Annotated in this window: 20 protein-coding genes; 19 read left to right on the forward strand and 1 reads right to left on the reverse strand. The window is 64.3% G+C overall.

Features of this window, described 5'->3' with window-relative positions:
- The first annotated feature begins 2 nt into the window (after positions 1–2).
- Positions 3–785, forward strand: coding sequence for a UDP-2,3-diacylglucosamine diphosphatase (locus KF796_15545; GenBank protein ID MBX3588048.1), 783 nt, complete (start codon positions 3–5; stop codon positions 783–785).
- Positions 785–1,606 (forward strand): zinc-dependent peptidase, encoded by an 822-nt coding sequence (locus KF796_15550; GenBank protein MBX3588049.1) that lies wholly within the window; start codon positions 785–787, stop codon positions 1,604–1,606. The genes KF796_15545 and KF796_15550 overlap by 1 nt, the downstream gene beginning before the upstream one ends.
- 21 nt (positions 1,607–1,627) lie before the next feature.
- Here KF796_15550 and KF796_15555 read toward each other — a convergent pair whose 3' ends face one another.
- The gene (locus tag KF796_15555) at positions 1,628–4,408 is read right to left on the reverse strand and encodes a DUF349 domain-containing protein (GenBank protein ID MBX3588050.1); all 2,781 of its coding nucleotides are present in this window, start codon (positions 4,406–4,408) and stop codon (positions 1,628–1,630) included.
- 881 nt (positions 4,409–5,289) lie between these two features.
- On the opposite strand from KF796_15555, the gene KF796_15560 reads away from it, so the two are divergent.
- The 17 genes from KF796_15560 (at position 5,290) to tolQ (ending at position 22,403) form a co-directional block, all read left to right on the forward strand.
- Positions 5,290–6,108, forward strand: a complete 819-nt coding sequence (locus KF796_15560) for a lytic transglycosylase domain-containing protein (protein ID MBX3588051.1) — start codon at positions 5,290–5,292, stop codon at positions 6,106–6,108.
- A gap of 248 nt (positions 6,109–6,356) precedes the next feature.
- Complete coding sequence (locus KF796_15565; GenBank protein MBX3588052.1) at positions 6,357–7,601, forward strand: serine hydroxymethyltransferase; 1,245 nt, start codon at positions 6,357–6,359, stop codon at positions 7,599–7,601.
- 7 nt (positions 7,602–7,608) lie between these two features.
- The gene (gene nrdR, locus KF796_15570; GenBank protein ID MBX3588053.1) at positions 7,609–8,058 is read left to right on the forward strand and encodes a transcriptional regulator NrdR; all 450 of its coding nucleotides are present in this window, start codon (positions 7,609–7,611) and stop codon (positions 8,056–8,058) included.
- A gap of 140 nt (positions 8,059–8,198) precedes the next feature.
- On the forward strand, positions 8,199–8,783 hold the full coding sequence (gene pilV / locus KF796_15575; protein ID MBX3588054.1) for a type IV pilus modification protein PilV: 585 nt from the start codon (positions 8,199–8,201) through the stop codon (positions 8,781–8,783).
- Positions 8,780–9,751: a PilW family protein gene (locus KF796_15580; GenBank protein MBX3588055.1), complete on the forward strand. Its 972-nt coding sequence runs from the start codon at positions 8,780–8,782 to the stop codon at positions 9,749–9,751. The genes pilV and KF796_15580 overlap by 4 nt, the downstream gene beginning before the upstream one ends.
- A 2-nt stretch (positions 9,752–9,753) precedes the next feature.
- Positions 9,754–10,422: a hypothetical protein gene (locus KF796_15585; GenBank protein MBX3588056.1), complete on the forward strand. Its 669-nt coding sequence runs from the start codon at positions 9,754–9,756 to the stop codon at positions 10,420–10,422.
- On the forward strand, positions 10,419–15,167 hold the full coding sequence (locus KF796_15590) for a hypothetical protein (GenBank protein ID MBX3588057.1): 4,749 nt from the start codon (positions 10,419–10,421) through the stop codon (positions 15,165–15,167). Before KF796_15585 ends, KF796_15590 begins: the two co-directional genes overlap by 4 nt.
- A gap of 4 nt (positions 15,168–15,171) precedes the next feature.
- Positions 15,172–15,636 carry a prepilin-type N-terminal cleavage/methylation domain-containing protein gene (locus tag KF796_15595; GenBank protein ID MBX3588058.1) on the forward strand — a complete coding sequence of 155 codons (465 nt, stop codon included), beginning with the start codon at positions 15,172–15,174 and terminating at the stop codon, positions 15,634–15,636.
- Positions 15,621–16,178 (forward strand): GspH/FimT family pseudopilin, encoded by a 558-nt coding sequence (locus KF796_15600; GenBank protein MBX3588059.1) that lies wholly within the window; start codon positions 15,621–15,623, stop codon positions 16,176–16,178. Before KF796_15595 ends, KF796_15600 begins: the two co-directional genes overlap by 16 nt.
- 30 nt (positions 16,179–16,208) lie before the next feature.
- Positions 16,209–17,303 carry a bifunctional diaminohydroxyphosphoribosylaminopyrimidine deaminase/5-amino-6-(5-phosphoribosylamino)uracil reductase RibD gene (gene ribD / locus KF796_15605; GenBank protein ID MBX3588060.1) on the forward strand — a complete coding sequence of 365 codons (1,095 nt, stop codon included), beginning with the start codon at positions 16,209–16,211 and terminating at the stop codon, positions 17,301–17,303.
- Between the two features lie 45 nt (positions 17,304–17,348).
- Positions 17,349–17,990 (forward strand): riboflavin synthase, encoded by a 642-nt coding sequence (locus tag KF796_15610; protein ID MBX3588061.1) that lies wholly within the window; start codon positions 17,349–17,351, stop codon positions 17,988–17,990.
- A complete protein-coding gene (gene ribB / locus KF796_15615; GenBank protein MBX3588062.1) occupies positions 17,987–19,102 on the forward strand; it encodes a 3,4-dihydroxy-2-butanone-4-phosphate synthase in 1,116 nt (371 codons plus the stop codon). The genes KF796_15610 and ribB overlap by 4 nt, the downstream gene beginning before the upstream one ends.
- A 32-nt stretch (positions 19,103–19,134) precedes the next feature.
- Positions 19,135–19,599 (forward strand): 6,7-dimethyl-8-ribityllumazine synthase, encoded by a 465-nt coding sequence (locus tag KF796_15620; GenBank protein MBX3588063.1) that lies wholly within the window; start codon positions 19,135–19,137, stop codon positions 19,597–19,599.
- Positions 19,596–20,132, forward strand: a complete 537-nt coding sequence (nusB, locus tag KF796_15625; GenBank protein ID MBX3588064.1) for a transcription antitermination factor NusB — start codon at positions 19,596–19,598, stop codon at positions 20,130–20,132. Before KF796_15620 ends, nusB begins: the two co-directional genes overlap by 4 nt.
- Positions 20,129–21,313 carry a pyridoxal phosphate-dependent aminotransferase gene (locus KF796_15630; GenBank protein MBX3588065.1) on the forward strand — a complete coding sequence of 395 codons (1,185 nt, stop codon included), beginning with the start codon at positions 20,129–20,131 and terminating at the stop codon, positions 21,311–21,313. The genes nusB and KF796_15630 overlap by 4 nt, the downstream gene beginning before the upstream one ends.
- Positions 21,310–21,714, forward strand: a complete 405-nt coding sequence (gene ybgC, locus KF796_15635) for a tol-pal system-associated acyl-CoA thioesterase (protein ID MBX3588066.1) — start codon at positions 21,310–21,312, stop codon at positions 21,712–21,714. Before KF796_15630 ends, ybgC begins: the two co-directional genes overlap by 4 nt.
- Positions 21,711–22,403 (forward strand): protein TolQ, encoded by a 693-nt coding sequence (gene tolQ / locus KF796_15640; GenBank protein ID MBX3588067.1) that lies wholly within the window; start codon positions 21,711–21,713, stop codon positions 22,401–22,403. Before ybgC ends, tolQ begins: the two co-directional genes overlap by 4 nt.
- Positions 22,404–22,407 lie beyond the last annotated feature (4 nt).

The following is a 22,407-nucleotide window of genomic DNA, read 5'->3' on the forward strand; positions in this document are numbered from 1 at the left end:
GCGTGAGCCCCCCGACCGTACCCCGGTTCGCCGAGCTTCAAGCGCCCGCGAACTGGCGCACGGTCGATTTCATTTCGGACCTGCACCTGCAGGCCGCCGAGCCGGCCACCTTTGACGCCTGGCAGCGCTTCATGCGCAACACACCGGCCGATGCGGTGTTCATCCTGGGTGACCTCTTTGAAGTCTGGGTCGGCGATGACGTGCTGGGCGCCGGTGGCGACGCCGGCTTCGAGGCCCGCTGCGCCGGCGTGCTGCGCGCCGCCAGCGCCGCGCGCCCGGTCTTCTTCATGCCCGGCAACCGCGACTTTCTGGTGGGCCAGGCGCTGATGGCCCATTGCGGCGCCACCTTGCTGGACGACCCCTGTGTGCTGGACTTTGGCGGCCAGCGCTGGCTGCTGACCCACGGCGACGCCCTGTGCCTGGACGACCACGACTACCTGGCGTTCCGGGCCGAGGTCCGCAGCCCCGGCTGGCAACAGGCCTTTCTGGCCCGGCCGCTGGCCGAGCGCCAGGCCGTGGCCCGCAGCCTGCGCGACGCCAGCGAGCAGCGCAAGCGCGCCGGCACCGCGTACGCCGACGTGGATGCCGCCGCCGCGCGCGCCTGGCTGCAGGCCGCCGATGCGCGGGTCATGGTCCACGGCCATACCCACCGGCCCGGCGCCCATGCGCTGGGTGACGGCCTGTCGCGCGTGGTTCTGAGCGACTGGGAGGCCGCGGCGCAGCCGCCACGGCTGGAAGTCCTGCGCCTCACGCCGGGCGGGCTGCAACGCCTGCCCCTGGCCTGATGTGGGGCTGGCTTCGCAGGTGGCGCTCGCCGCCGGCGATCCCCGAAGCAGCCTGGCAGGGCACGCTGGACCGCTACCCCTTTCTGGCGGCCCTTTCACCCGCCGAACAACAGCGGCTGCGGGCACTGGCAGCGGGCTTTCTCGCGCAGAAGGAGTTTCACGGGGCCCACGGCTTCAGCGTCACCGACGGGATGGCGCTGGACATCGCGGCCCAGGCCGTGCTGCCCCTGCTGCACCTGGCGCCGGACGCGCCAGCGGCGTCCGCGCTGCGCTGGTACGACGACTTTGTGGGCGTCGTGGTCCATCCCGGCGAAGTGATGGCGCGGCGCGAGGTGATGGACGAGGCCGGCGTGGTCCATCACTACAGCGAGGTGCTGGCCGGAGAGGCCATGGCCGGCGGGCCGGTGATGCTGAGCTGGCAGGACGTGCGCGAGGCCGGTGACACCGCGCTACAGGGTTACAACGTGGTGATCCACGAATTCATCCACAAGATCGACATGCGCGACGGCGCGGCCGATGGCTGCCCGCCCCTGCCGGGCCCCTCGGCGCGCCGGGCCTGGCTGGCCACGCTGGAGACCGCCTACGACGCCTTCCGCGAGCAGGTGATCATGGCCGAGCGCTTTGGCGGTGAGCCCCCCTGGCTGGACCCGTATGGCGCGCAGTCCATCGACGAGTTCTTCGCGGTGGCCTGCGAGGCCTATTTTGTGAACCGCCCGCGGTTTGCCGGGGCGTTTGCCACGCTGGTCCCGCTGTTTGACGGGTTTTTCAAGCCAAATCAGGCTGGAGTCCAGGCCAGCCGGCCACCAATCGCTATCAAATAGATAGCGGATCGGGGCTGGCGGCTACTTGCGCAGCAGCGCCTTGAGGGCGTTCTGCAGGCGCCGCGCGGCGGCCGCATCGTGCGCCGCGGCCAGCACCTTGCCGGCATCCTGCCCCCAGGTTTCAGCGGGCGCCGGGTCGTTGCGCCGCGTGAGCAACTGCAGTTGCATCTGGCGGCGGGCGTTCAGGTGCTCGGCCGGCGTGGGCACTTCGGCGGCCATTTCGAGCCGCAACAAGGCCTCGGAGGCATCGCCCGACGGCGCCGCGCCCACGGCCTGGACCCAGGCGCCCCGCACGGCGGGCGGCACCGACCGGCCCAGCTCCTGCTGGCCCGGCACTTGGTCGGCGGCGCGCTGCTCCCAGGCCGACAGCAGCTGGGTCAGCGCTTCGCCATGGGCCTGCGCCGCCAGCTTCTTCAAGGCCAGCTGGGCATGCTCCAGTGCCTCGCGTTGCGCGCGGAAAGCGGCGTCGCCCAGCCGGGGGCCACGGTCCTCGCGGTCACGGTCGCCAAAGCGCCCGCCGCGGTCATCGCGCCGGGGCTCGAACTTGTTGTCCATGCCGCCGCCGCGCGGGCCCCGTGAATCAGGCCGGCCGCCGGGCGCGCCCTTGCGGTCGCCAAACTTGCCGCCCCGGCCCGCCTGCGCGGGCTCGGCCTTCTTCATGCCGGGACGGTCGTCGCCGCGCATCGCGATCACGGGCTTGGGTGCTGGCTTGGGCGCCGGTGCCGGTGCGGGCGCGGCCGCCACTTCCCCTTCGGCGGCTGCATCGGTGGACGCCGCCGGGTCAGCCGGCGCGGCCTCTGCCGCGGCTGGCGCATCGGCCGGCCCGTCCGTCGCTACAGATTCAGTAGCAGCAGGTGCAGGCGGGACGGGCGCTGGCGCCTGATTCGGCTCTTCATTCTGGCGGGCGACCGCGGCGGCGGCCTGAGCCTGGCCGCGCAACGCGGCGTCCAGCGCGGCCATGGCGGCGCGGATCTTCTGCGCGTCGCCCGTGGCATTGGCGGCTTCGAGCGCCTTGGACGCATCGAGCACCACGCGGTCGCGGTCGCTGAGCGCCGCAGCAGCCTTGCCCCGCTCCTCGTCCTTGCGCTGGAAGGCTTCATCAATCGGCTTGCGGAACGTGTCCCAGAGCTTTTGCTCCTGCTTGCGGTCCAGCGGCACCGTCTGAGCCTCGGCCTGCCAGCGCTGCTGCAGCGCCTTGACGGCATCAACCCGCAGCATGGGTGCGGCGCCCAGCGCGCGGGCCTCGTCAATCATGGCGTGGCGGCGTTCCAGGCTCTGCTTTTGCACCGCGTCGAGTGGCGCGGCGGCGGCGTGAAAGGCTTCCTTCCACATCGGCTGCATTTCGGCAAACGCCTTTTCACTCAGATGGCCGGCTTCGCGCCAGCGGTCGCTGAACTGATGAAGAATGCGGTTGAAGCCCTTCCAGTCGCCACCCTTGGCGGTGGCATTGTCGGCGGCCCAGGCCTTGAGCTCGCCAATCAGCGCCAGCCGCTGGGCCCGGTGCTCGGCGGCGTCAGCCTTGACCTTCTCCAGCCACGCTTCCACCACCTTGTAGGCTTCATTGCAGGCCTCGTCAAAGCGCTTCCACAAGGCATGGTTGGGCACGCCGCCCTGGTCGGTCTGCTTCCATTGGTCGCGCAGGCCGCGCAGGGCCTCCTGCATCTTGCGGCCGCCGAACCGCGGCTTGGGCGGCGCGGGCTCCTGGCCCTCCACCGGTGCAGCCTTCTCGAACAGGCCCTCGGCCTTGGCCACCAGTTCCTCGCGCAACTGGTCGGCGCGCCAGCGCTGCCAGCCCTCCAGCTCGCCAGCCGCCGCCAGCGCCGCGTGGGCCTGGTTTTCAAGCTTGTCGTCCACCAGCTTGCCATGCTCCTTCAGCGCATTGCGCAGGGCCGCGGCGGCACCGGCACTGGCCTTGCCATGGCCTTCGGCAATTTCCTTCTCGAGCGTCCCCAGCACCTCGCGCACGGCCTGGGTCGCGCGGGCCCGAACCTCGGGGTCCACCTTGGGGCGGGCCGGCCGGGGCGGTGCGGCTTCAGCGGGCTGGCCGCGCGCCACGCGCAGCTCGTCGGCCCACACCGGCACGGGCGGCAGCGGCGCCGCCGCGTCGGCATCGGCGGCCACGGCCAGCGCCACGGCGCTCTGGAAGGCATCCCACACCATCTGCAACTGGGCGCGCGAGGCCTCCAGCAACGGCGGGAACTTGCCATCCAGGCTGGGCCAGTTGGGATCGGACAGCAGTGCGTCCGCCTGCACCTGCCACGAGGGCACGTCGCGCATCAGCGCCTCGGCTGCGGCCTGAGCGTCACGCCAGGATTTGGTGGAAAGGATTTCAATGCGCTGGGCCAGCAGCACGGCCGCCTCCCGCTGCACCTGCACCCGGTGCTGCAGGTCCTCGATGCCCTTGACCCGTTCGGCCAGCTGGGCCTTGAGGCCGGCCAGCGGCTCGCGCGACAGCGGGGCGCCGGCCTTGGCGGCGTCGCGCTGCCAGGCCATGGCGTCGGCCATGTTCAGGCGCGACAGGGCCAGCAGGGCCTGGCCCTTTTCGGCCCATTCCGAGGCAATGGCTTCCTGGCCCTTGCTGCGCTTGATCTCGTCAAGCTTCTCGCGCAGCAGCTTGGCGGCGCCCTTGTCGCGCCCGCTGAGTTCCTTGAAGACTTCCTGCATGTGCTCCAGCGCAGGTTGGGTGGCCAGCCAGTCGCGCACGCGCGCGGCGCGCTCGCCCGAGGTGGGTGCAGAGAAAGCACCGCCGGTCAGGGTGTCGAGCGCTTGGGTGTCGTTGGTTTTGGGGCTGGTAGGGGTCACTGCAGGAATCTAGGTTGACTGGAAAGAAACGCCGACAGTCGGCGAAACGGCTATTTTCGCCGTTTATCCGCTGGAAATCCCGGCATGACTCATGAAGCAGGTCAGCACGGAGCGCCCGAGCATATCTTCAACCGCCAAAAGAGAAAGCCCGGTCGGTTGGCCTGAAGCCTGCCCGCCGGGCTTGACGGCTGACGTAATGTCCTTGCCGTCTGGGTGCGCAGCCAGGAGAGTCGAGTCCCGGACTGCGTAGGGAGCAACGGATTGCTTCCATGAATGGCCGGGGCTGCTGCCTCACTCCGTCTTGCAACGTGGATTGGCTCCTACCGGCTTGATGCTTGAATCAACAAGCCCCCCTAACTTAGACGAGCCCCCTGCCGAATGCAAATCGGATTTTCAATGACGCCGCCGCGCATGATTGCCTCATTTGCCTTGACAGGATGACCTGGCGCAGGCTGGCCTTTTCAGAGGGCCACAGAGGGCAACAGATAGGGGATCGACTCCAGAAACAGGCCTCACAAACTGAAACGCCGCCCGGCCATTTTTGGCGTGCCCAACCCCGCGCAAGTCTCGCCCCCACACAGGAAGCCCTGAATTCGGAGCCGAAAAGCTGGACGTTTAAACAGTTTTCTAAATTTAATATTTGAATAAAGAGTCTATTTAATATGATTGACTCGGTATTTTGATTCCATCAGAATCCGCCCAGTCCCGAGAAACCTAGGGACAACCCGAACCCGCTGCCGACCCCGGCTAAGTCAAATCGCTGCAAGATGTCAGAGGACATTTCAGGATATTGATGGCGTACCAATCCAAACGAGGAGCCTGAGTTGTGATGCTGGCAAGCCAGCATGACCGACCGGGCCCGCGCGTAGAAAGGAAGTGCTATGACAGCGTTAGGCCAAATCGCCCAGGGCGTGCGAACCTTTGCATCCGACGTCGCCCAAGGCTTTTTTGAGATCACGCACAACGGTTTTGCCCTCGTGGGCTTGGCCGTTGTTTTTGCTGCGATCACCCTGACCGCCCGGCCTGACTTGCGTCAGACCGGCGAAGTGAAACTGATTGGCTGGCTGCAGGCCCGCCAGATCGCCACGCTCGGCATCGAAGTCGAGAGCGGCGCCATTGAACGTGCCACGGCCACCAACCCCAAGTCGCTGCCCAAACAGCAGGCGGCCGTGGCCTACTGGCTGAGCCGCAAGTACCGCGTGGCGCCCGAACCGCTGGGCGCGCTGGTGGCCGAGGCCTATGACATCGGGGCGCGCACCAAGCTCGACCCGACGCTGATTCTGGCCGTCATGGCCATCGAATCGGGCTTCAACCCGTTTGCCCAGAGTCCCGTGGGCGCCCAGGGCCTGATGCAGGTCATGACCGGCATCCACAGCGACAAGTACGAGAGCTTTGGCGGCAAGCTGGCCGCCTTCGACCCCGTGACCAATCTGCGCGTGGGCGTCAAGGTGCTCCAGGAATGCATTGCACGGGCCGGCTCCCTGGAAGGTGGGCTGAAATTCTATGTGGGTGCGGCCAACCTGGAAGACGACGGCGGCTACGCGGGCAAGGTACTGGCCGAGCACCAGCGCCTGCACCTGGTGGCCACCGGCAAGGCCGTGCCGACCTTTGTTCCGCCGCCGGTCCAGTCCATTCCGGTCATGGCGCCCCGGATGGCTCCGCCCGCTGGCGACAAGGTCGCAGCCCTGGCCAGTTCCTGAGCATTTTGGCGAGGTCGGGCGGACACGCCCGCACCGGTCAGCTACACTTGCGGGGTGCGCGACTGGCGATAGGCGCGGCGCCCCCAGCGGGCAGCCCGTGCTGACGTGGACCACCGCAGCCCCTGCGGACAACCACTGGGAAGCGCACCGCCCGGTTTGATCAAGATCATTGAGCAGGCCCGTGGCGTTTCAGCCGTTCGCCTGGGCAGCCCGTGCCTTGCACCGGGACCACGTCTTGAAGGACTGCCATGTACGACCGCCACATTCTTGTTGAACAGACCGACCCCGAGCTTTGGGCCGCCATCCAGGCCGAGAACGCGCGCCAGGAACACCACATCGAGCTGATCGCCAGCGAGAACTACGCCTCGCCGGCCGTGATGGCCGCGCAGGGCACCCAGCTCACCAACAAATACGCCGAGGGCTATCCCGGCAAGCGCTACTACGGCGGCTGCGAGCACGTGGACGTGGCCGAACAACTGGCGATCGACCGCGTCAAGCAGATCTTTGGCGCGCAGGCCGCCAACGTGCAGGCGCACTGCGGCGCGTCGGCCAATGAGGCCGTGTTCCTGGCCTTCCTCAAGCCCGGCGACACCATCATGGGCATGAGCCTGGCCGAGGGCGGCCACCTGACCCACGGCATGGCACTCAACATGAGCGGCAAGTGGTTCAACGTGGTGAGCTACGGCCTGAACCACAAGGAAGAGATCGACTACGACGCCATGGAGCGCAAGGCGCACGAGACGAAGCCCAAGCTCATCATTGCGGGCGCCTCCGCCTACAGCCTGCGAATCGACTTTGAGCGTTTTGCCAAGGTTGCCCGGGACGTGGGCGCCATCTTCATGGTGGACATGGCGCACTATGCCGGCCTGATTGCGGCTGGCGAATACCCCAACCCGGTGCCCCACGCCGACGTGGTGACCTCCACCACCCACAAGAGCCTGCGCGGCCCGCGCGGCGGCATCATCCTCATGAAGGCCGAGCACGAAAAGGCCATCAACAGCGCCATCTTCCCCGGCCTGCAGGGCGGCCCGCTGATGCACGTGATCGCCGCCAAGGCCGTGGCTTTCAAGGAAGCTCTGATGCCCGAGTTCAAGGCCTACCAGCAGCAGGTGGCCAGGAACGCGATTGTGGTGGCTGAAACATTGGTGCAGCGCGGCCTGCGCATTGTCAGCGGCCGCACCGAAAGCCATGTGATGCTGGTGGACCTGCGGGCCAAGGGCATCACCGGCAAGGAAGCCGAGGCCGTGCTGGGCAGCGCCCACATGACCATCAACAAGAACGCCATCCCCAACGACCCGGAAAAGCCCATGGTGACCAGCGGCGTGCGCATTGGCACCCCGGCCATGACCACCCGCGGCTTCAAGGAAGAAGAAGCGCGGCTCACGGCCAACCTGATTGCCGACGTGCTGGACAACCCCCGCGACGCGGCCAACATCGAGGCCGTGCGTGCCAAGGTCAACGCCCTGACGGCCCGCTTCCCGGTCTACAAGTGACGCCCCGATGAAATGCCCGTTCTGCGGACATGCGGAGACCCAGGTGGTCGAGACACGCGTGTCCGAGGACGGCGACTTCATCCGCCGCCGGCGCCAGTGCGGTGCCTGCGAGAAGCGCTTCACGACCTATGAGCACCCTGAGGTCAACTTCCCGGCCGTCGTCAAGAAGGACGGCCGGCGCATCGAATTTGACCGCACCAAGCTGGTCGCCTCGATGAACCTGGCGCTGCGCAAGCGCCCCGTGAGCACCGAGCAGATCGACAGCGCGATCGAGCGCATCGAGGAAAAGCTGCTCAACCTGGGTGTGCGCGAACTGGCATCGAACCGGATCGGCGAACTGGTCATGCGCGAACTCAAGAAGCTCGACAAGGTCGCCTATGTGCGGTTTGCCAGCGTTTACCGCAGTTTTGAGGATATTGACGAGTTCAAGACGCTGGTGGATGAGGTGAGGCGGTAGGGTTCTTTCATGGGCGGGGGTCGCCTTGCCTGTCGCGGGGCAACCTCCACCGGCCCCTCATCGGCCACCGCTCGTCAAGCCAGTCCGGCCGCCTATCGTCGAGGGCTGGTGGCGCCTTTCTGCCCCATTACAGTCCGGATATGCGAAATTTCAGCAACCCCGGCTACCAGCGTGGCTTGTCCCTGATTGAAGTCTTGGTCTCCCTGGTCATCTTCGCCTTCGGGTTGTTGGGGGCTGCGGGCCTTCAGATGGCGACCCTGCGCTCCAACCAGTTCGCGAGCTCTTCGGCGACGGCAGTGGCACTGGCCCGCGAATACGGCGAAATGATGCAGTCATTTCCCAGCGCGATTGAAACCACGTCCGAAGGCACAAGCACTTTTTTCCTGGACACCGCCAACCCCATTGCCAGCCCCAACCCGTCGGCCTGCAATGGCTCGACGGTGACATGCACCCCCGTTCAATTGTCCCAGGCACTCAAAGAAGATTGGCGTGCGCGTGTCAAGGTAGCACTTCCGTCCGGCCGCGCCGAGGTTTGCCGGGATGCCGAGCCCCGTGACGCCAGCGGCGAACTCGAATGGGGTGGCTGCGACAACACTGGGGACCTTGTGGTCGTGAAGATCGGCTGGCGCGCCAAGAATGACAAGGGCGAAACGCTGTTTACCGACGACAAGCCGCGCATCGTTGTGCCCGTCATGGGGAACCTCCGGGACTTTGCTGTGCCATGAATTCAAACCAAACCCCTTCCCAATTCAATCGTTCTAAGCGAGGAATTGCTCTGCTTCAGCAGGGCTTGACCTTGGTGGAGTTGCTTGTTTCCATTGTGTTGATGAGCTTGGTGACATTGGCCACCGTGTCGCTGTATGGCGTGATCAACTCCAGCTATAAAACTGTTGACGCCGGTCAACAGATGAATGACAACGCTCGCTACGCATTTGAGACGATCGGACAGGCGCTTCGCATTGCGGGATACCAGGAGTACCTGCCTAGCGGAACAGATGCCTCCGCGCCAGGGGGCCGCATTTATCCGGCCAACTGCCTTGGTTCTAGCCCCCCCTGTCCCATCATCGGGTTCAACAATTCGAAGGTTACCTCAGTGACCAACGTGGACAGCTTTGGGGCCACAAACAATGGGGGGGTGAATCTGAGTGACACGCTCGGAGTGACCTATTCCGGATCAAGTCTTGCTAACGACCCTCTCCAACCCGATGGATCCGTTATCGACTGCCAGGGCGTCGCGCAACCCAGTTCGCAAAGCACTACCGATTTGGGTGTCAGTTTGTTCTGGGTGACCACAACGAACAATGAGCCGGAGCTGGCATGCGTGTCCAGGGGCAGTGTTACTGCGCCTGGGGGCCCCGTCCGGAACTCCCAGACGGTCATCAGGGGGGTTGAAACCTTCCAGGTCATGTATGGCGTGGACACCAATGGGGACTCACTACCCAACCGATGGGTGAGTGCGCAAAACGTTACCAATTGGATGGCCGTTAGGGCCGTACGTGTTGGCTTTGTATTGCGTGGCCCTCCTGGCAGTTCGCAAGGAACTGCGGTCACCGCAGCAGACAACATTCTCTATCCGTTGGGCCAGGAATTTGTTGGCACCAGTCCCGAAACCGGACTGTCATTCACTCCCCCGGCCGATGGCCGCCTGCGGCGCGCTTATGCCACCACCTTCATGCTGCGTAACAGCTTCTAGCCATGACGCCTATTCACAAGCCTCATTATGTCATTCGACGCAAGGCAGCCCAAAAGGGCATCGCCATCGTTTTCGTACTGATCATGCTGTCGATTGCGACGGCCGTCGCCATCATTTCCGCCCGAACGACTCTGTTGGGCGAGCGCATTTCACGGAATGACCGTGACAGGCAGATCGCCTTTCAGGCCGCCGAGCTCGCGCTCAACGACGCCGAACTGGACATCATGGACCCGATGACTGCACGAGGTTGCAAATTTGGGACGCCGCAAATCGCGGCGGATGCCGGATGCAGTTCAAACGCCGATTCGCGTGGGTTCTGCGGCCCCAATCCCGCTCTCCCGGCAACCACCCCCATGTACAAAGCGGTGAACTGGAACGACACCTCCGCTTCCCGGGCCTATGTCAACTACGGGGAATTCACTGACCGAGCCGACTCGTTGCAAACCGGCACCTTTGGCGCCCCGGCGCTGAAGCCCAAATACATCATTGTGCAGTCTGCGCTGCCAGCGGTTGTGCCTTACGACGGCGGCAAGCGTCAATTCGAAACCCGAAATGCCTACCGTGTTTACGCAATCGGGTATGGAGCGTCAAAAGAAACACAAGTCATGCTCGAGGGCGTCTTTGTCAAGCCGCTACTTTCCAACAGGTGTGCCACAGGAGCGCTGGGATGAATCTCAATTTTCTGCCTCGTCCGCGCTGGCTTTATCGCGGAATTGTCATCACGGCGGCTGCGCTGGTCCTTAGCGGGACGGCCCAGATATCGCCCCCCATGCCTGCGGTGGATCTGAGTATTGGCCCTGTCGCGGTCAATGCCCAGGCCGTCAATATCGCACTCGCCCTGTCGGTGGAATGGCCAACGGTAGGCTCGGCCTACCGCGATACCAGCTACACCTACAACCATAGCAAGGAATATGTGGGTTACTGGGACCACAAGGCGTGTTACGAGTACAGGGATACCACCCCCGGCGCTCCCATCAGCGGCGAGTACTTCTATCGCACCGGCCCCGTAGACGCCACCGGCTACTGCAACACCGCAGGTGCCGGCAGCGGCTGGAGCGGCAATGCACTGAATTACGTCGCTACATCATCAATTGACCTGTTGCGGCTGGCGCTGACAGGCGGCAATCGGGTGGTAGACGGCGGGTACACCGTGAGTACTGGGAGCGGAACTGCAACGATCGACTACACGGTGCTTGAGCGAGCCTATCTTCGCAATGACTGGAACCTGAACAACGCCCAGTTCCGCTCACGCGTCATTCCCGCTACCTACCGTGGAAAGGTGACGCCTGTTTTTGCAGGGACAGGCGACGTCTGGGGCGGCTCGTGTCTGGACAGGGTGTGGTTCGGCAGCGGCATTTCGTCCACCAGTTGCACCAATCCGTCCGACCATGGCAACCTGAACGCGCGCGTGGCCGACCCGTCGGCGACCTCCACCGTCGTGGTCACTGCCGGTGGCCCAGCACCAACGGCCCCCCCTGGCGGTACTGTTGTGTTCGTCACGACCACCTGGAGTATTTCCAGCAACACCACTTCGGTTGCCCCATCTAGCGGTCCCATTCAGACTTACAACTACACCTTGCTGGGCTCCGGAACCAGCACTGTCGTGCCGCCCGACTACTCCACAGCGACGACTTACCTGTACACGGCGTATCTCCCAACTGGCAACACAACGACTGTGGCGCCAACCTCTCCGGAACCCACGGTGATCCTGGGTACTTCAACCGTACCGCTATCCGGGCAAAGAACCTTTTCGACCATCGCCCCCTCGGCCCCTTACCGAACTTTCACCTACAGTTCCAGTTCCATCAATGTCTGCCGGAGCACGAATTCCACCAGTGCGGCCAACTTCGGTGGCGAGTTGGACAGTTCCGGCAATCTGCAGAGCGTATCCAGCAGCGACTGCAACAGCGGACCCTTTGCGGCATTCGACTACCGCGGGAAAATCTCCGGTTCGCGGACGGTTTACGAGCAACTCCAGGTGGTGACGATCTACGCCGTCCATAGCCAACAAAAAGTCTACAAGTCATACACGACTGAAACGGCCTACTACGTCTTCAATCTTGACAAGGATCAGTACACGGTAACGGGCTCCAAGCCCGGCATCATGTATGCGCGGGTCAGAGTGTGCGACGGTGCGTCCGCCACGCAACGTCCCGATGTTTGCCGCCGTTATCCTGACGGCAACTACAAACCCGTGGGGCAAATCCAGCTCAATGCCGAGAGTGCCCGGGTGGCTGCCTTTGGCTATGTGGCCGAGGATGGCAATGGTCGCAATGGCGGCGTCTTGCGGGCACCCATGCACTTCACAGGCCCGGAGTACCGTGATAGCGCAGGCATCATGCAGACCAATACCCAACCCGAGTGGAACGTCAACAACGGTGTTTTCCTCACGGATCCAATGGGTGTGTCGCCAACTTTTGCGATCAGCGGTGTGATCAACTACCTCAACAAGTTCGGGACGACCGGCGTGCTGGGCAAATACAAAGAGAACGACCCGGTTGGCGAGTTGTATTACGAAACGCTGCGGTACTTCCAGGGCTTGGGGCCAACGCCCTCTTCCCTGGCGAACATGACCACCACGTTCTACGACGGATTCCCGATCTACGGGACTGCAGCGGCGTCCCCCAAAACCCTCGCGGGTTGGGTTGACCCGGTTCAAAACTCCTGTCAACGCCGCAACTTCATCCTGACCATTGGCGACGTCAACACCCACCAGGACAGAAACCTGCCTGGCCATGGCACAGGCGCCAGCAGTGCGTTGGTGACTGCCGGCCAGCCGGCTCGCGCCGTGGAGCCTCTGCTGGGTGACGCGACCAAGAATTTCAATGCCGTCGATTGGACGGCACTGATCACAGGTTTCGAAACCGGCGTAAGCAGGTCCTACACTGACGCCCTGGGCCGGGCTCAGAATACATTGGGCAACCCGAATCCCCGATCCGCCAATAGCAACCTCGAAGGCAAAAACGGCGGCTGCTGTGAAGGCGCCTACTACTGGGCGGGTGCTGCCTATTGGGCCAATACCCAGCCGATTCGCCTGGACACCAAAGCCGGGAAGAGCATGCGCGACGTGCGTGTCAAGACTTTCACCATCGACGTGGACGAAGGAGGCAATGGCGATATCGAGGACACCAACCCGCGCGGCATCAAGCCACGCAACAGCACCTTCTATCTGGCGGGCAAGTACGGATGGTTCAATGACGCAAACCTGGATGGCAACCCGTTCAAGACCTCCGGGGGGGGGACTCCAACGAACGCCGAATGGGAAGATGAAAGCGCGCCCAACACCCCCGGCGGCTACGTGATTGCCAGCCAGGCTCAAAAGCTGCTCGATGGCATCAAGAAATTCTTCCGGGCTGCCACCTCCGAGAAAGGCGCGGTATCCGTGTCTTCGCTGAGTTCCCAGCGGTTCACGACCCAGGAACCCAATGGCGACCTCTTTTCCCCTCGGTTTGACAGCAGGGATTGGTCAGGGACAGTTCAACGGTCGGGCCTCAAATTCAATACGGCAACCGGGAAGATTGAAGCCTTGGCCGGCGTCAAATGGGATGCAGGGAAAATCTTGACGGACTCTTCAGTGCTGGGAACGGCCACGGCGGCCGCCGGCCCCCAGGTCAAACCAGCGGATCGGAAGATATTCACCCTGTCCAGAGGCGTTTCCGTGACCACGGGTCAGGCATTTACCGTGGCCAACAAGGGAAGTTTGGATGCCGCTGTTCTGGCGGCGCTCAACAAGAATGCCACCACCAATGCCACTGACTCCAATGCCGATGCGCGGATCAACTGGATTCGAGGCGTTCGGGACAACGAGCAGAATTCCACTGGTGGCTTCCTGCGTCGCCGTCTGAACATCATGGGCGACGTCATCAATTCGGGGCCCATCTTCAAACAAGGGGCTGACCCGGATATCAGCGGCTCAGGCTACAGCGCATTTGCCTCCAGTGTTACTTCACGGGCTGCGATGATTTATGTTGGAGCCAATGACGGGATGTTGCACGGCTTCCAGGCCACCGATGGCAAGGAGATGTTCGCCTACATTCCCCGTGCGGTGGCCGAGAACCTGAACAAGCTGACCGACCCGAATTACTCGCATCGTCCTTATGTGGATGGGGTGCCTACGGTTTCAGAGGCCCAGATTGGGAGCAGCTGGAAAACCGTGCTCGCGTCGGGTATGGGCGGTGGAGCACAGGGCATCTTTGTGTTGGACGTGACAACCCCCACGACTTTCAACGAGAGCAACGTGATGTTCGAGTTCACGGACCGTGATGATCCCGACATGGGTAACATCCTCAGCCAACCCAAGATTGTAAAAATGCGGATGGCCGGGAGCGGAACCCCAACCTACAAGTGGTTTGTGGTGGTCGGCAGTGGCTACAACAACTACGTGAACGATGGCTACTACAGCCTCACCGGCAAGCAGGCTCTGTTCTTCCTGAGTCTAGACAAAGCCCCGAATGCCGCATGGGCAAATGGCACCAACTACTTCAAAGTCGTGCTTGCCGCCCCTACTGAGCTCACGACCCCGACGGGGCTTTCCAATCCGGGAATCTCGTCTGGTGCGCTCGGGGAAGGTGTGCTCTTCTATTCCGGCGATCTCCAGGGGAATATGTGGCGCTTCTCGTTTGACAACGGCCTGGACTCCACCAATGCCGCCAGTGCTGTCAAAGTCTCGGGTGGATCCCCTGTTCCCATGTTCGTTGCCAAAGACGGCCTCGGAAAGCGCCAGCCTGTCACAACCTCTCCACAGATATTCGCCGGCTACATCAAAGGGAAAATGGTCGTGTTCGGAACCGGGAAGTTTATTGAACCCTCAGATGCTGACAATGTAGACGTGCAGTCGGTCTACGGTGTCTGGGATCGACTGGCAACGGCTGATGCTGACTATCAAATTGGCCGTAGCAAGCTTTTCCAAAGAACCATGACTGTGGGTACAGCAACAACCACACTCTCAGGCAGTGACACCTTTGCTTTTGGTGACGGCAGTTCGAGCACATACCGAGGCTGGTTCGTGGATCTTCCTGCCAGCCGTGAAAGAGTCGCCGTGGAAGGCGCCAAGTTTGGCGACGTCGCCTTGATCAACACCACCATTCCAGATGGTGGTTGCTCGGGCGACGGTTCAGGTCGCCAGCTCTGTGTGACCAGCCTGTATGGCCTTCAGGCCTGTGACTTTGAAACATCGACTGCCGGCTTGCTGAGCCGCCCCAATGTGGTGTTGATCGAAGACACCAGTTCGTATGACTCCTACAAGCCCCGAAACGCCACAGGCAGGCGACTGACTTCCATCAAGTCGGCCGCGCTATCTACAGGAACTAAAATTACCGATGCGGGCAATGTGTCAAGCTCGACCACCGCCATCAACGGTCCGGCAATTCCTTCTGGGCGCATGAGCTGGCGAGAAATCCGTAATTTCAGGGAGTAACCAAATGACCCACCGCCATGATTTCCGGGAACGAGGATTCAGCCTGATTGAACTGATGATCACGGTGGCCATCGTCGGCATCCTGGCGGCAGTCGCGTATCCGCTCTATGCGAGCCAGATCGCCAAAGGCCGCAGGGCGGAGTGCCGCAGTGGATTGTTCCAATCGATGCAGCAGCAGGAGCGCTACGCAACGCAGTACAACAAATATGCACCATTCACAATTGGTGCCGCGACCGCGAAAACAAAAGCTTATTCCGGTGACTCATTGGCCAACAGTGCTTGCAAGATGGAGGCGCGCGCCTGCACCGCGCCAGGAAGCACTGACACCGATCAATGCATCGAACTTCGAGCCACGCCGGTCAAGCCCGATTCGTCGATCGACTACTTCTTTCTTGACAGCGATGGGCGCAAGGGCTGTTCGGTGTCCACCACCCGAACGACCACCAACACCACATGCTGGCCATCATGAGCCACTCATCGCGTTCACAAGGCTTCACACTGATCGAGTTGCTGGTGACGCTGGCCATCGTCGCCGTGCTGGCTTCTGTGGCCATGCCATCCATGCGGACCATCGCTGCGAATCAGGCCGTTAGCAATGCTGCCTCCGACCTCATGGCATCCACCTTGCAGGCCCGGTCTACCGCACTCAAAACAAATCGGCAGACGGTGGTGGAACCCATGTCGTCCAGCGACTGGCGCACGGGATGGCGTGTCTTCATCGACCTGAATGGGAACGGCACCTTCGACTCGGCGTCCGACACATTGATTTCTGTCCGCGAACCTCTCGCTGAAGATATTGCAATTGTCACTTTGACTGGCACTGGTGAAGGATCAAGCAAATCACAAATTGGCTACAACCCAAATGGGTTTACCGCAACCATCGGCAGTAGCAGTTCAGGATCTGTAGTATTTCAATCAACGTTAACTGGCCGCAAGAAATACATCAGGATTTCACTTGTTGGGCGTGCAGTTATTTGCGATCCGATCAGCAACCCCGGCTGTGAACTGTGATTGGACGGCCGATCTAGCCTCGGCATTGCGATGAATTGCCTTCCGGCCTTGAGGCAACTGGCCGCCCAAGCCCTTCGCTCCTCCAGTCCCAACCCCCGCGTCGGCTGCATCCTCCTGGATGCCCAGGGCGTCTGCATTGGCCAGGGTCACACCCAGCAAGCCGGCGGCCCGCATGCCGAAATCATGGCGCTGCGCGATGCCGCGGCGCGCGGCCATGACGTTCGGGGCGCCACGGCCCATGTGACGCTGGAGCCCTGCTCGCACCATGGCCGCACCGGCCCCTGCTGCGACGCGCTGATTGCCGCGGGCATCAAGAAGGTGGTGGCGTCCATTGCCGACCCCAACCCGCTGGTCTCGGGCCAGGGCTTTGCGCGGCTGCGGGCCGCGGGCATTGAGGTGGAGGTGGGGCCCGGCGCCGCCGAGTCGCGTGAACTCAACATCGGTTTTTTCAGCCGCATGATCCGCAAGACACCGTGGGTGCGCATGAAGGTGGCGGCGTCGCTGGATGGCAAGACTGCGCTGGACAACGGCAGCAGCCAGTGGATCACTTCGCCAGCGGCCCGCGCCGACGGCCACGCCTGGCGCGCGCGGTCGTGCGCCGTGCTTACCGGCATTGGCACCGTGCGGGATGACAACCCCCAACTCGACGTGCGCCTGGTGGACACGCCGCGGCAGCCCCGGGTTGTGGTGGTGGACAGCCGGCTTGAGACCCCGCCAGACGCCCGACTGTTCACGCCTGGCCGCGCGGTGATCATTTACGCCGCGCAGCCAGACGCTGCTCGCCAGGCCGCGCTGCAGGCGCGCGGGGCCACCGTGGTGGTGCTGCCCGGCGCTGGCGGCAAGGTGGACCTCAAGGCCATGCTGGCCGACCTGGCGGCCCGGGAAATCAATGAACTGCACGTGGAGGCGGGCCACAAGCTCAACGGCTCCCTGGTGCGCGAGGGGCTGGTGGACGAGTTCCTGGTCTACCTCGCCCCCATGCTGATCGGCCAGGGCCGCGACATGGCCAGTTTTGGCCCGCTGCGGGCGCTGGATCAGGCCGTGCCGCTGGCATTCCGGTCCTGCGAACCGGTCGGGCCCGACCTGCGCATCGTGGCCCGAATACCCGGGCGCGACAGCTTTTAAGGGTTTGCCCCAGCCTTTGCGGTCAATCCCTGCGAAAATGGCGGGATGTTCACCGGAATCATCACCGGCGTGGGGCGCATCGCCGCCATCCACGACCTGGGAAGCTCTTTACAGCATGGCAAGCGCCTCACCATTGAAGCGCCGGCCGGCTACCTCGACGACGTCGGCCTCGGTGACAGCATTGCGCTCAACGGCGCCTGCATGACCGTCACCACCCTGGAACCCGCCAGCCGCAGTTTCACCATCGACATTTCGGCCGAGTCGCTGGACAAAACCGCCGGCCTCACGCAGACCGGCCCCATCAACCTTGAAAAAGCCTTGCGCGCGCACGACCGCCTGGGCGGGCACATCGTTTCGGGCCATGTCGATGGCACCGGCACCGTCACGCATTTTGCGCAGGCCGGCGAGAGCTGGGAACTGCGGGTGCTGGCGCCCAAGGCCCTGGGCAAGTTCCTGGCCTACAAGGGCTCCATCACCATCAACGGCGTGAGCCTGACCGTCAACCGCATTGCCGACCAAGCCGATGGCACCGAAGCCAGCATCAACCTGATCCCCCACACCGTGCACCACACGGCGCTGGGCGCGCTGCGCACGGGCAGCGCCGTCAACCTCGAAATCGACCTGATCGCGCGCTACGTCGAGCGCATGCTCAGCGCCGACCCTCCCCTGCCGAAAGCCAAGCCATGACCGCCCCCTCCCCCGTTGCCATCTCCCCCGTGGAGGACATCGTTGCCGACATGCGCGCCGGCCGCATGGTGATCCTTGTGGACGAGGAAGACCGCGAGAACGAAGGCGACCTCGTTCTGGCCGCTGACCACGTCACGGCCGACGCCATCAACTTCATGGCCCGCTACGGCCGCGGCCTGATCTGCCTCACGCTCACGCGCGAGCGCTGCGAGCGCCTGCGCCTGCCGCCCATGGCCACGCGCAACGGCACCAAGCACGCCACCGCGTTCACGGTGTCGATTGAAGCCGCCGAAGGCGTGACCACCGGCATTTCCGCGGCCGACCGGGCGCGCACCGTGCAGGCCGCCGTGGCCCGCAACGCCGTGGCCGACGACCTGGTGCAACCCGGCCACATCTTCCCGTTGCAGGCGGTCGATGGCGGGGTGCTGATGCGCGCAGGTCATACCGAGGCCGGCTGCGACCTCTCGGCCATGGCGGGCTGCTCGCCCGCTGCCGTGATCTGCGAGATCATGAAGGACGATGGCACCATGGCCCGCCTGCCCGACCTGCAGCTGTTCGCGGCCGAACATGGCCTGAAGATCGGCACCATTGCCGACCTCATCGAGCACCGCAGCCGCCATGAATCGCTGGTCGAGAAGATTGGCGAGCGGGTCATCGAAACCGCGTTCGGCCCGTTCACGGCCCATGCCTTCAAGGACAAGCCCAGCCAGGGCCTGCACCTGGCGCTGGTGCGGGGCCAGTGGCAGGCCGGCGACACGGTGCCCGTGCGCGTGCACGAACCCCTGTCGGTGCTGGACGCGCTTGAAGTCAACCGCGCCATGCACTCCTGGGGCCTGGACGCCAGCCTGCGGCACATTGCCACCGAGGGCAAGGGCGTGGCGGTGTTCCTGAACTGCGGCGAAAGCGCCGCCCAGCTGCTCGCGCAGTTTGAAGGCACGGCCCGCGCGGCCCAGGCGCCCGAGCGTGGCCGCATGGACCTGCGCACCTACGGCATCGGCGCGCAGATCCTGCGCGAATGCGGGGTCCACAAGATGAACCTGCTGGGCAACCCGCGCCGCATGCCCAGCATGGCCGGCTACGGGCTTGAAATCATCGCCCACGTCGCCCCCTGAACATCCACCCCATACAACACCAAGGACCATTCATGTTCGGCGCAGACAAGGGAACGGCAGACCGGCTTGACGGCAAGCGGCTGCGCATTGGCATCGTGCAGGCCCGCTTCAACGAAGGCATCACCGACGCACTGGCCCGGGCCTGCCTGGCCGAACTCGCGGCGCTGGGCGTGGAAGAAAAAAACATCACCCATGTGCGCGTGCCCGGCGCGCTGGAGGTGCCCCTGGCCCTGCAGGCCATGGCCGAAAAAGACAAATACGACGCCCTGATCGCGCTGGGCTGCATCATCCGCGGCGAGACCTACCACTTCGAGCTGGTGGCCAATGAGTCGGGCGCGGGCGTGACCCGCATCGGCCTGGACTACCAGCTGCCCGTGGCCAACGCCATCCTCACCACCGAAAACCTTGAGCAAGCCGTGGCCCGCCAGACCGACAAGGGCCGCGACGCAGCCCGCGTGGCGGTCGAAATGGCCCGCCTGCTGGACGACCTCTCATGACCGAAGACTCCAAGCCCGCCGACGCGCGCCCGGCCCGCCAGTCGCGCACCGGCCTCACCGCCACGGGCGCGCGCAAGGCCGCCGCCAAATCCAACCGCAGCCGGGCCCGCGAGTTCGCGCTGCAGGCGCTCTACCAGCACCTGGTGGGCGGCAACGAGGCCACCGCCATTGACGCGTTCACGCGCGACCTGGCCGGCTTCCACAAGGCCGACTCGGCCCACTACGACGCGCTGCTGCACGGCTGCATCCAGGAAGCTGCCGACCTTGACGCGCTGATCGTGCCGCTGCTGGACCGCAAGATGGCCGAGATTTCCCCCATCGAGCACAGCGTGATGTGGATCGGGGCCTACGAGTTCCGCCACTGCCCCGACGTGCCCTGGCGCGTGGTGATCAACGAATGCATCGAGCTGGCCAAGGAGTTTGGCGGCACCGATGGCCACAAGTACGTCAACGCCGTGCTCAATGGCCTGGCGCCCTCGCTGCGCACCACCGAAGTCAGCGCCGACAAGGCCTCGGGAAAAGCCCGCGGATGAGAGTGTCACGCCGCGCGCAGCGCATTGAACCGTTCTACGTCATGGAAGTGGCCAAGGCCGCCGGGGTGCTGGCGCGCGAGGTCGCGCACAGCGACCGGCCCATGATCTTCCTGAACATCGGCGAGCCCGATTTCACCGCGCCCCCGCGGGTCCAGGAGGCCGCGGCCCGCGCCGTGCGCGACGGCACCACGCAGTACACCCAGGCCACGGGCCTGGAGCCGCTGCGCGAGCGCATCAGCGCCTGGTACCAAACCCGCTTTGGGGTCACGGTGCCGGCGCGGCGCATCGTGGTCACTGCGGGCGCATCGGCCGCGCTGCAGCTGGCCTGCCTGGCCCTGATCGAGGCGGGCGACGAAATCCTCATGCCCGACCCGAGCTACCCCTGCAACCGGCATTTTGTGAGTGCCGCTGATGGCCAGGCCGTGCTGGTCCCCACCACCGCGCAGGAGCGCTTCCAGCTCAGCGCCGCCAAGGTGGAGGCGGCCTGGGGCCCGGCCACGCGCGGGGTGCTGCTGGCCTCGCCCTCCAACCCCACGGGCACCTCGATCCACCCGGACGAGCTGCGCCGCATCCACCAGCTGGTGAGCAGCCGCGGCGGCGTCACCCTGCTGGACGAGATCTACCTCGGCCTGAGCCACGACGACGCGTTTGGCCACACGGCGCTGGGCATTGACGACCAGGTCATCAGCATCAACAGCTTTTCCAAGTACTTCAACATGACGGGCTGGCGCCTGGGCTGGCTGGTGGTGCCCGATGAGCTTGTGCCCGTGGTCGAGCGGCTGGCGCAGAACCTGTTCATCTGCCCCAGCACCGTGTCGCAGCACGCCGCGCTGGCCTGCTTTGAGCCCGAGAGCATCGCCGAGTACGAGCGCCGCCGCGCCGAGTTCAAGGCCCGGCGCGACTGGTTCATTCCCCAGCTCAACGCGCTGGGCCTCACGGTGCCCGTCATGCCCGACGGCGCCTTCTACGCCTGGGCCGACTGCTCGCAGGCCTGCGCGCGGCTGGGCATCAAGGACTCGTGGGACTTTTCATTCGAGGTGATGCGCCGCGCCCACGTGGCCATCACGCCGGGCCGCGATTTTGGCCAGAACGACATGGAGCGCTACGTGCGCTTCTCCACCGCCAGCTCCATGGCCCACCTGCAGGAATCCGTGGCGCGGCTCAAGGCCCTGCTCGCATGACGGCGGGCACCGCCTTTCAATGGCCCGTGCGGGTCTATTGGGAAGACACCGACGCCGGCGGCATCGTCTTCTACGCCAACTACCTCAAGTTCTTCGAGCGCGCGCGCACCGAGTGGCTGCGCTCCCTGGGCATCGGCCAGCAGGCCCTGCGCGAGGCCAGCGGCGGCATGTTCGTGGTCAGCGAGACGCAGCTGCGCTACCACCTGAGCGCCCGGCTCGATGATGAACTTCTTGTTACGGCCGCGCTCACAGAATCAGGCCGCGCGTCGTTGACAATTGCCCAGCGGGCCCTGCGCGGTGACGCGCTGCTCTGCGAGGGCACGATCCGCATCGGCTGGGTCGACGCCGCCACCCTGCGGCCTGCGAGAATTCCCGCCAACATTCTGGAAAAGCTCACATGAACCAAGACCTGTCCATCCTCCAGCTTGTGCTCAACGCCAGCCTGGTGGTGCAACTCGTCATGCTGCTGCTGGTGGCCGTCTCGGTCACCAGCTGGGCGGCAATCTTCCGCAAGCTGTTCGCGCTCAAGCGCGTCAAGTCGCTCAACGACGAGTTCGAGCGCGAGTTCTGGTCCGGCACCAGCCTCAACGACCTGTTTGCCTCGGCCGCGCAGAACGCCAAGAACTCGGGCCCGATGGAACGCATCTTTGCCAGCGGCATGCGTGAATACCAGAAGCTGCGCGAGCGCCGCGTCAACGACGCCAATACGCTCATGGACGCGGCCCGCCGCGCCATGCGCGCGAGCTACCAGCGCGAGCTGGACGCGGTGGAGACCAACCTGTCGTTCCTGGCCTCGGTGGGCTCGGTCTCGCCTTACGTTGGCCTGTTTGGCACCGTGTGGGGCATCATGCATGCCTTCATCGGGCTGGGCGCGCTGCAGCAGGTCACGCTGGCCACGGTGGCCCCCGGCATTGCCGAGGCGCTGGTGGCCACGGCCATTGGCCTGTTTGCCGCCATCCCGGCCGTGGTGGCCTACAACCGCTTTGCCCGCGACATTGACCGCGTGGCCATCAAGCTGGAGACCTTCATCGAGGAGTTCTCCAACATCCTGCAACGCAACCTGGGCGCGCACTCGCCGTCCGGCCACTGACGCC

This window comes from Ramlibacter sp. (assembly GCA_019635435.1).
Classification (GTDB): Bacteria; Pseudomonadota; Gammaproteobacteria; order Burkholderiales; family Burkholderiaceae_C; genus JAHBZM01.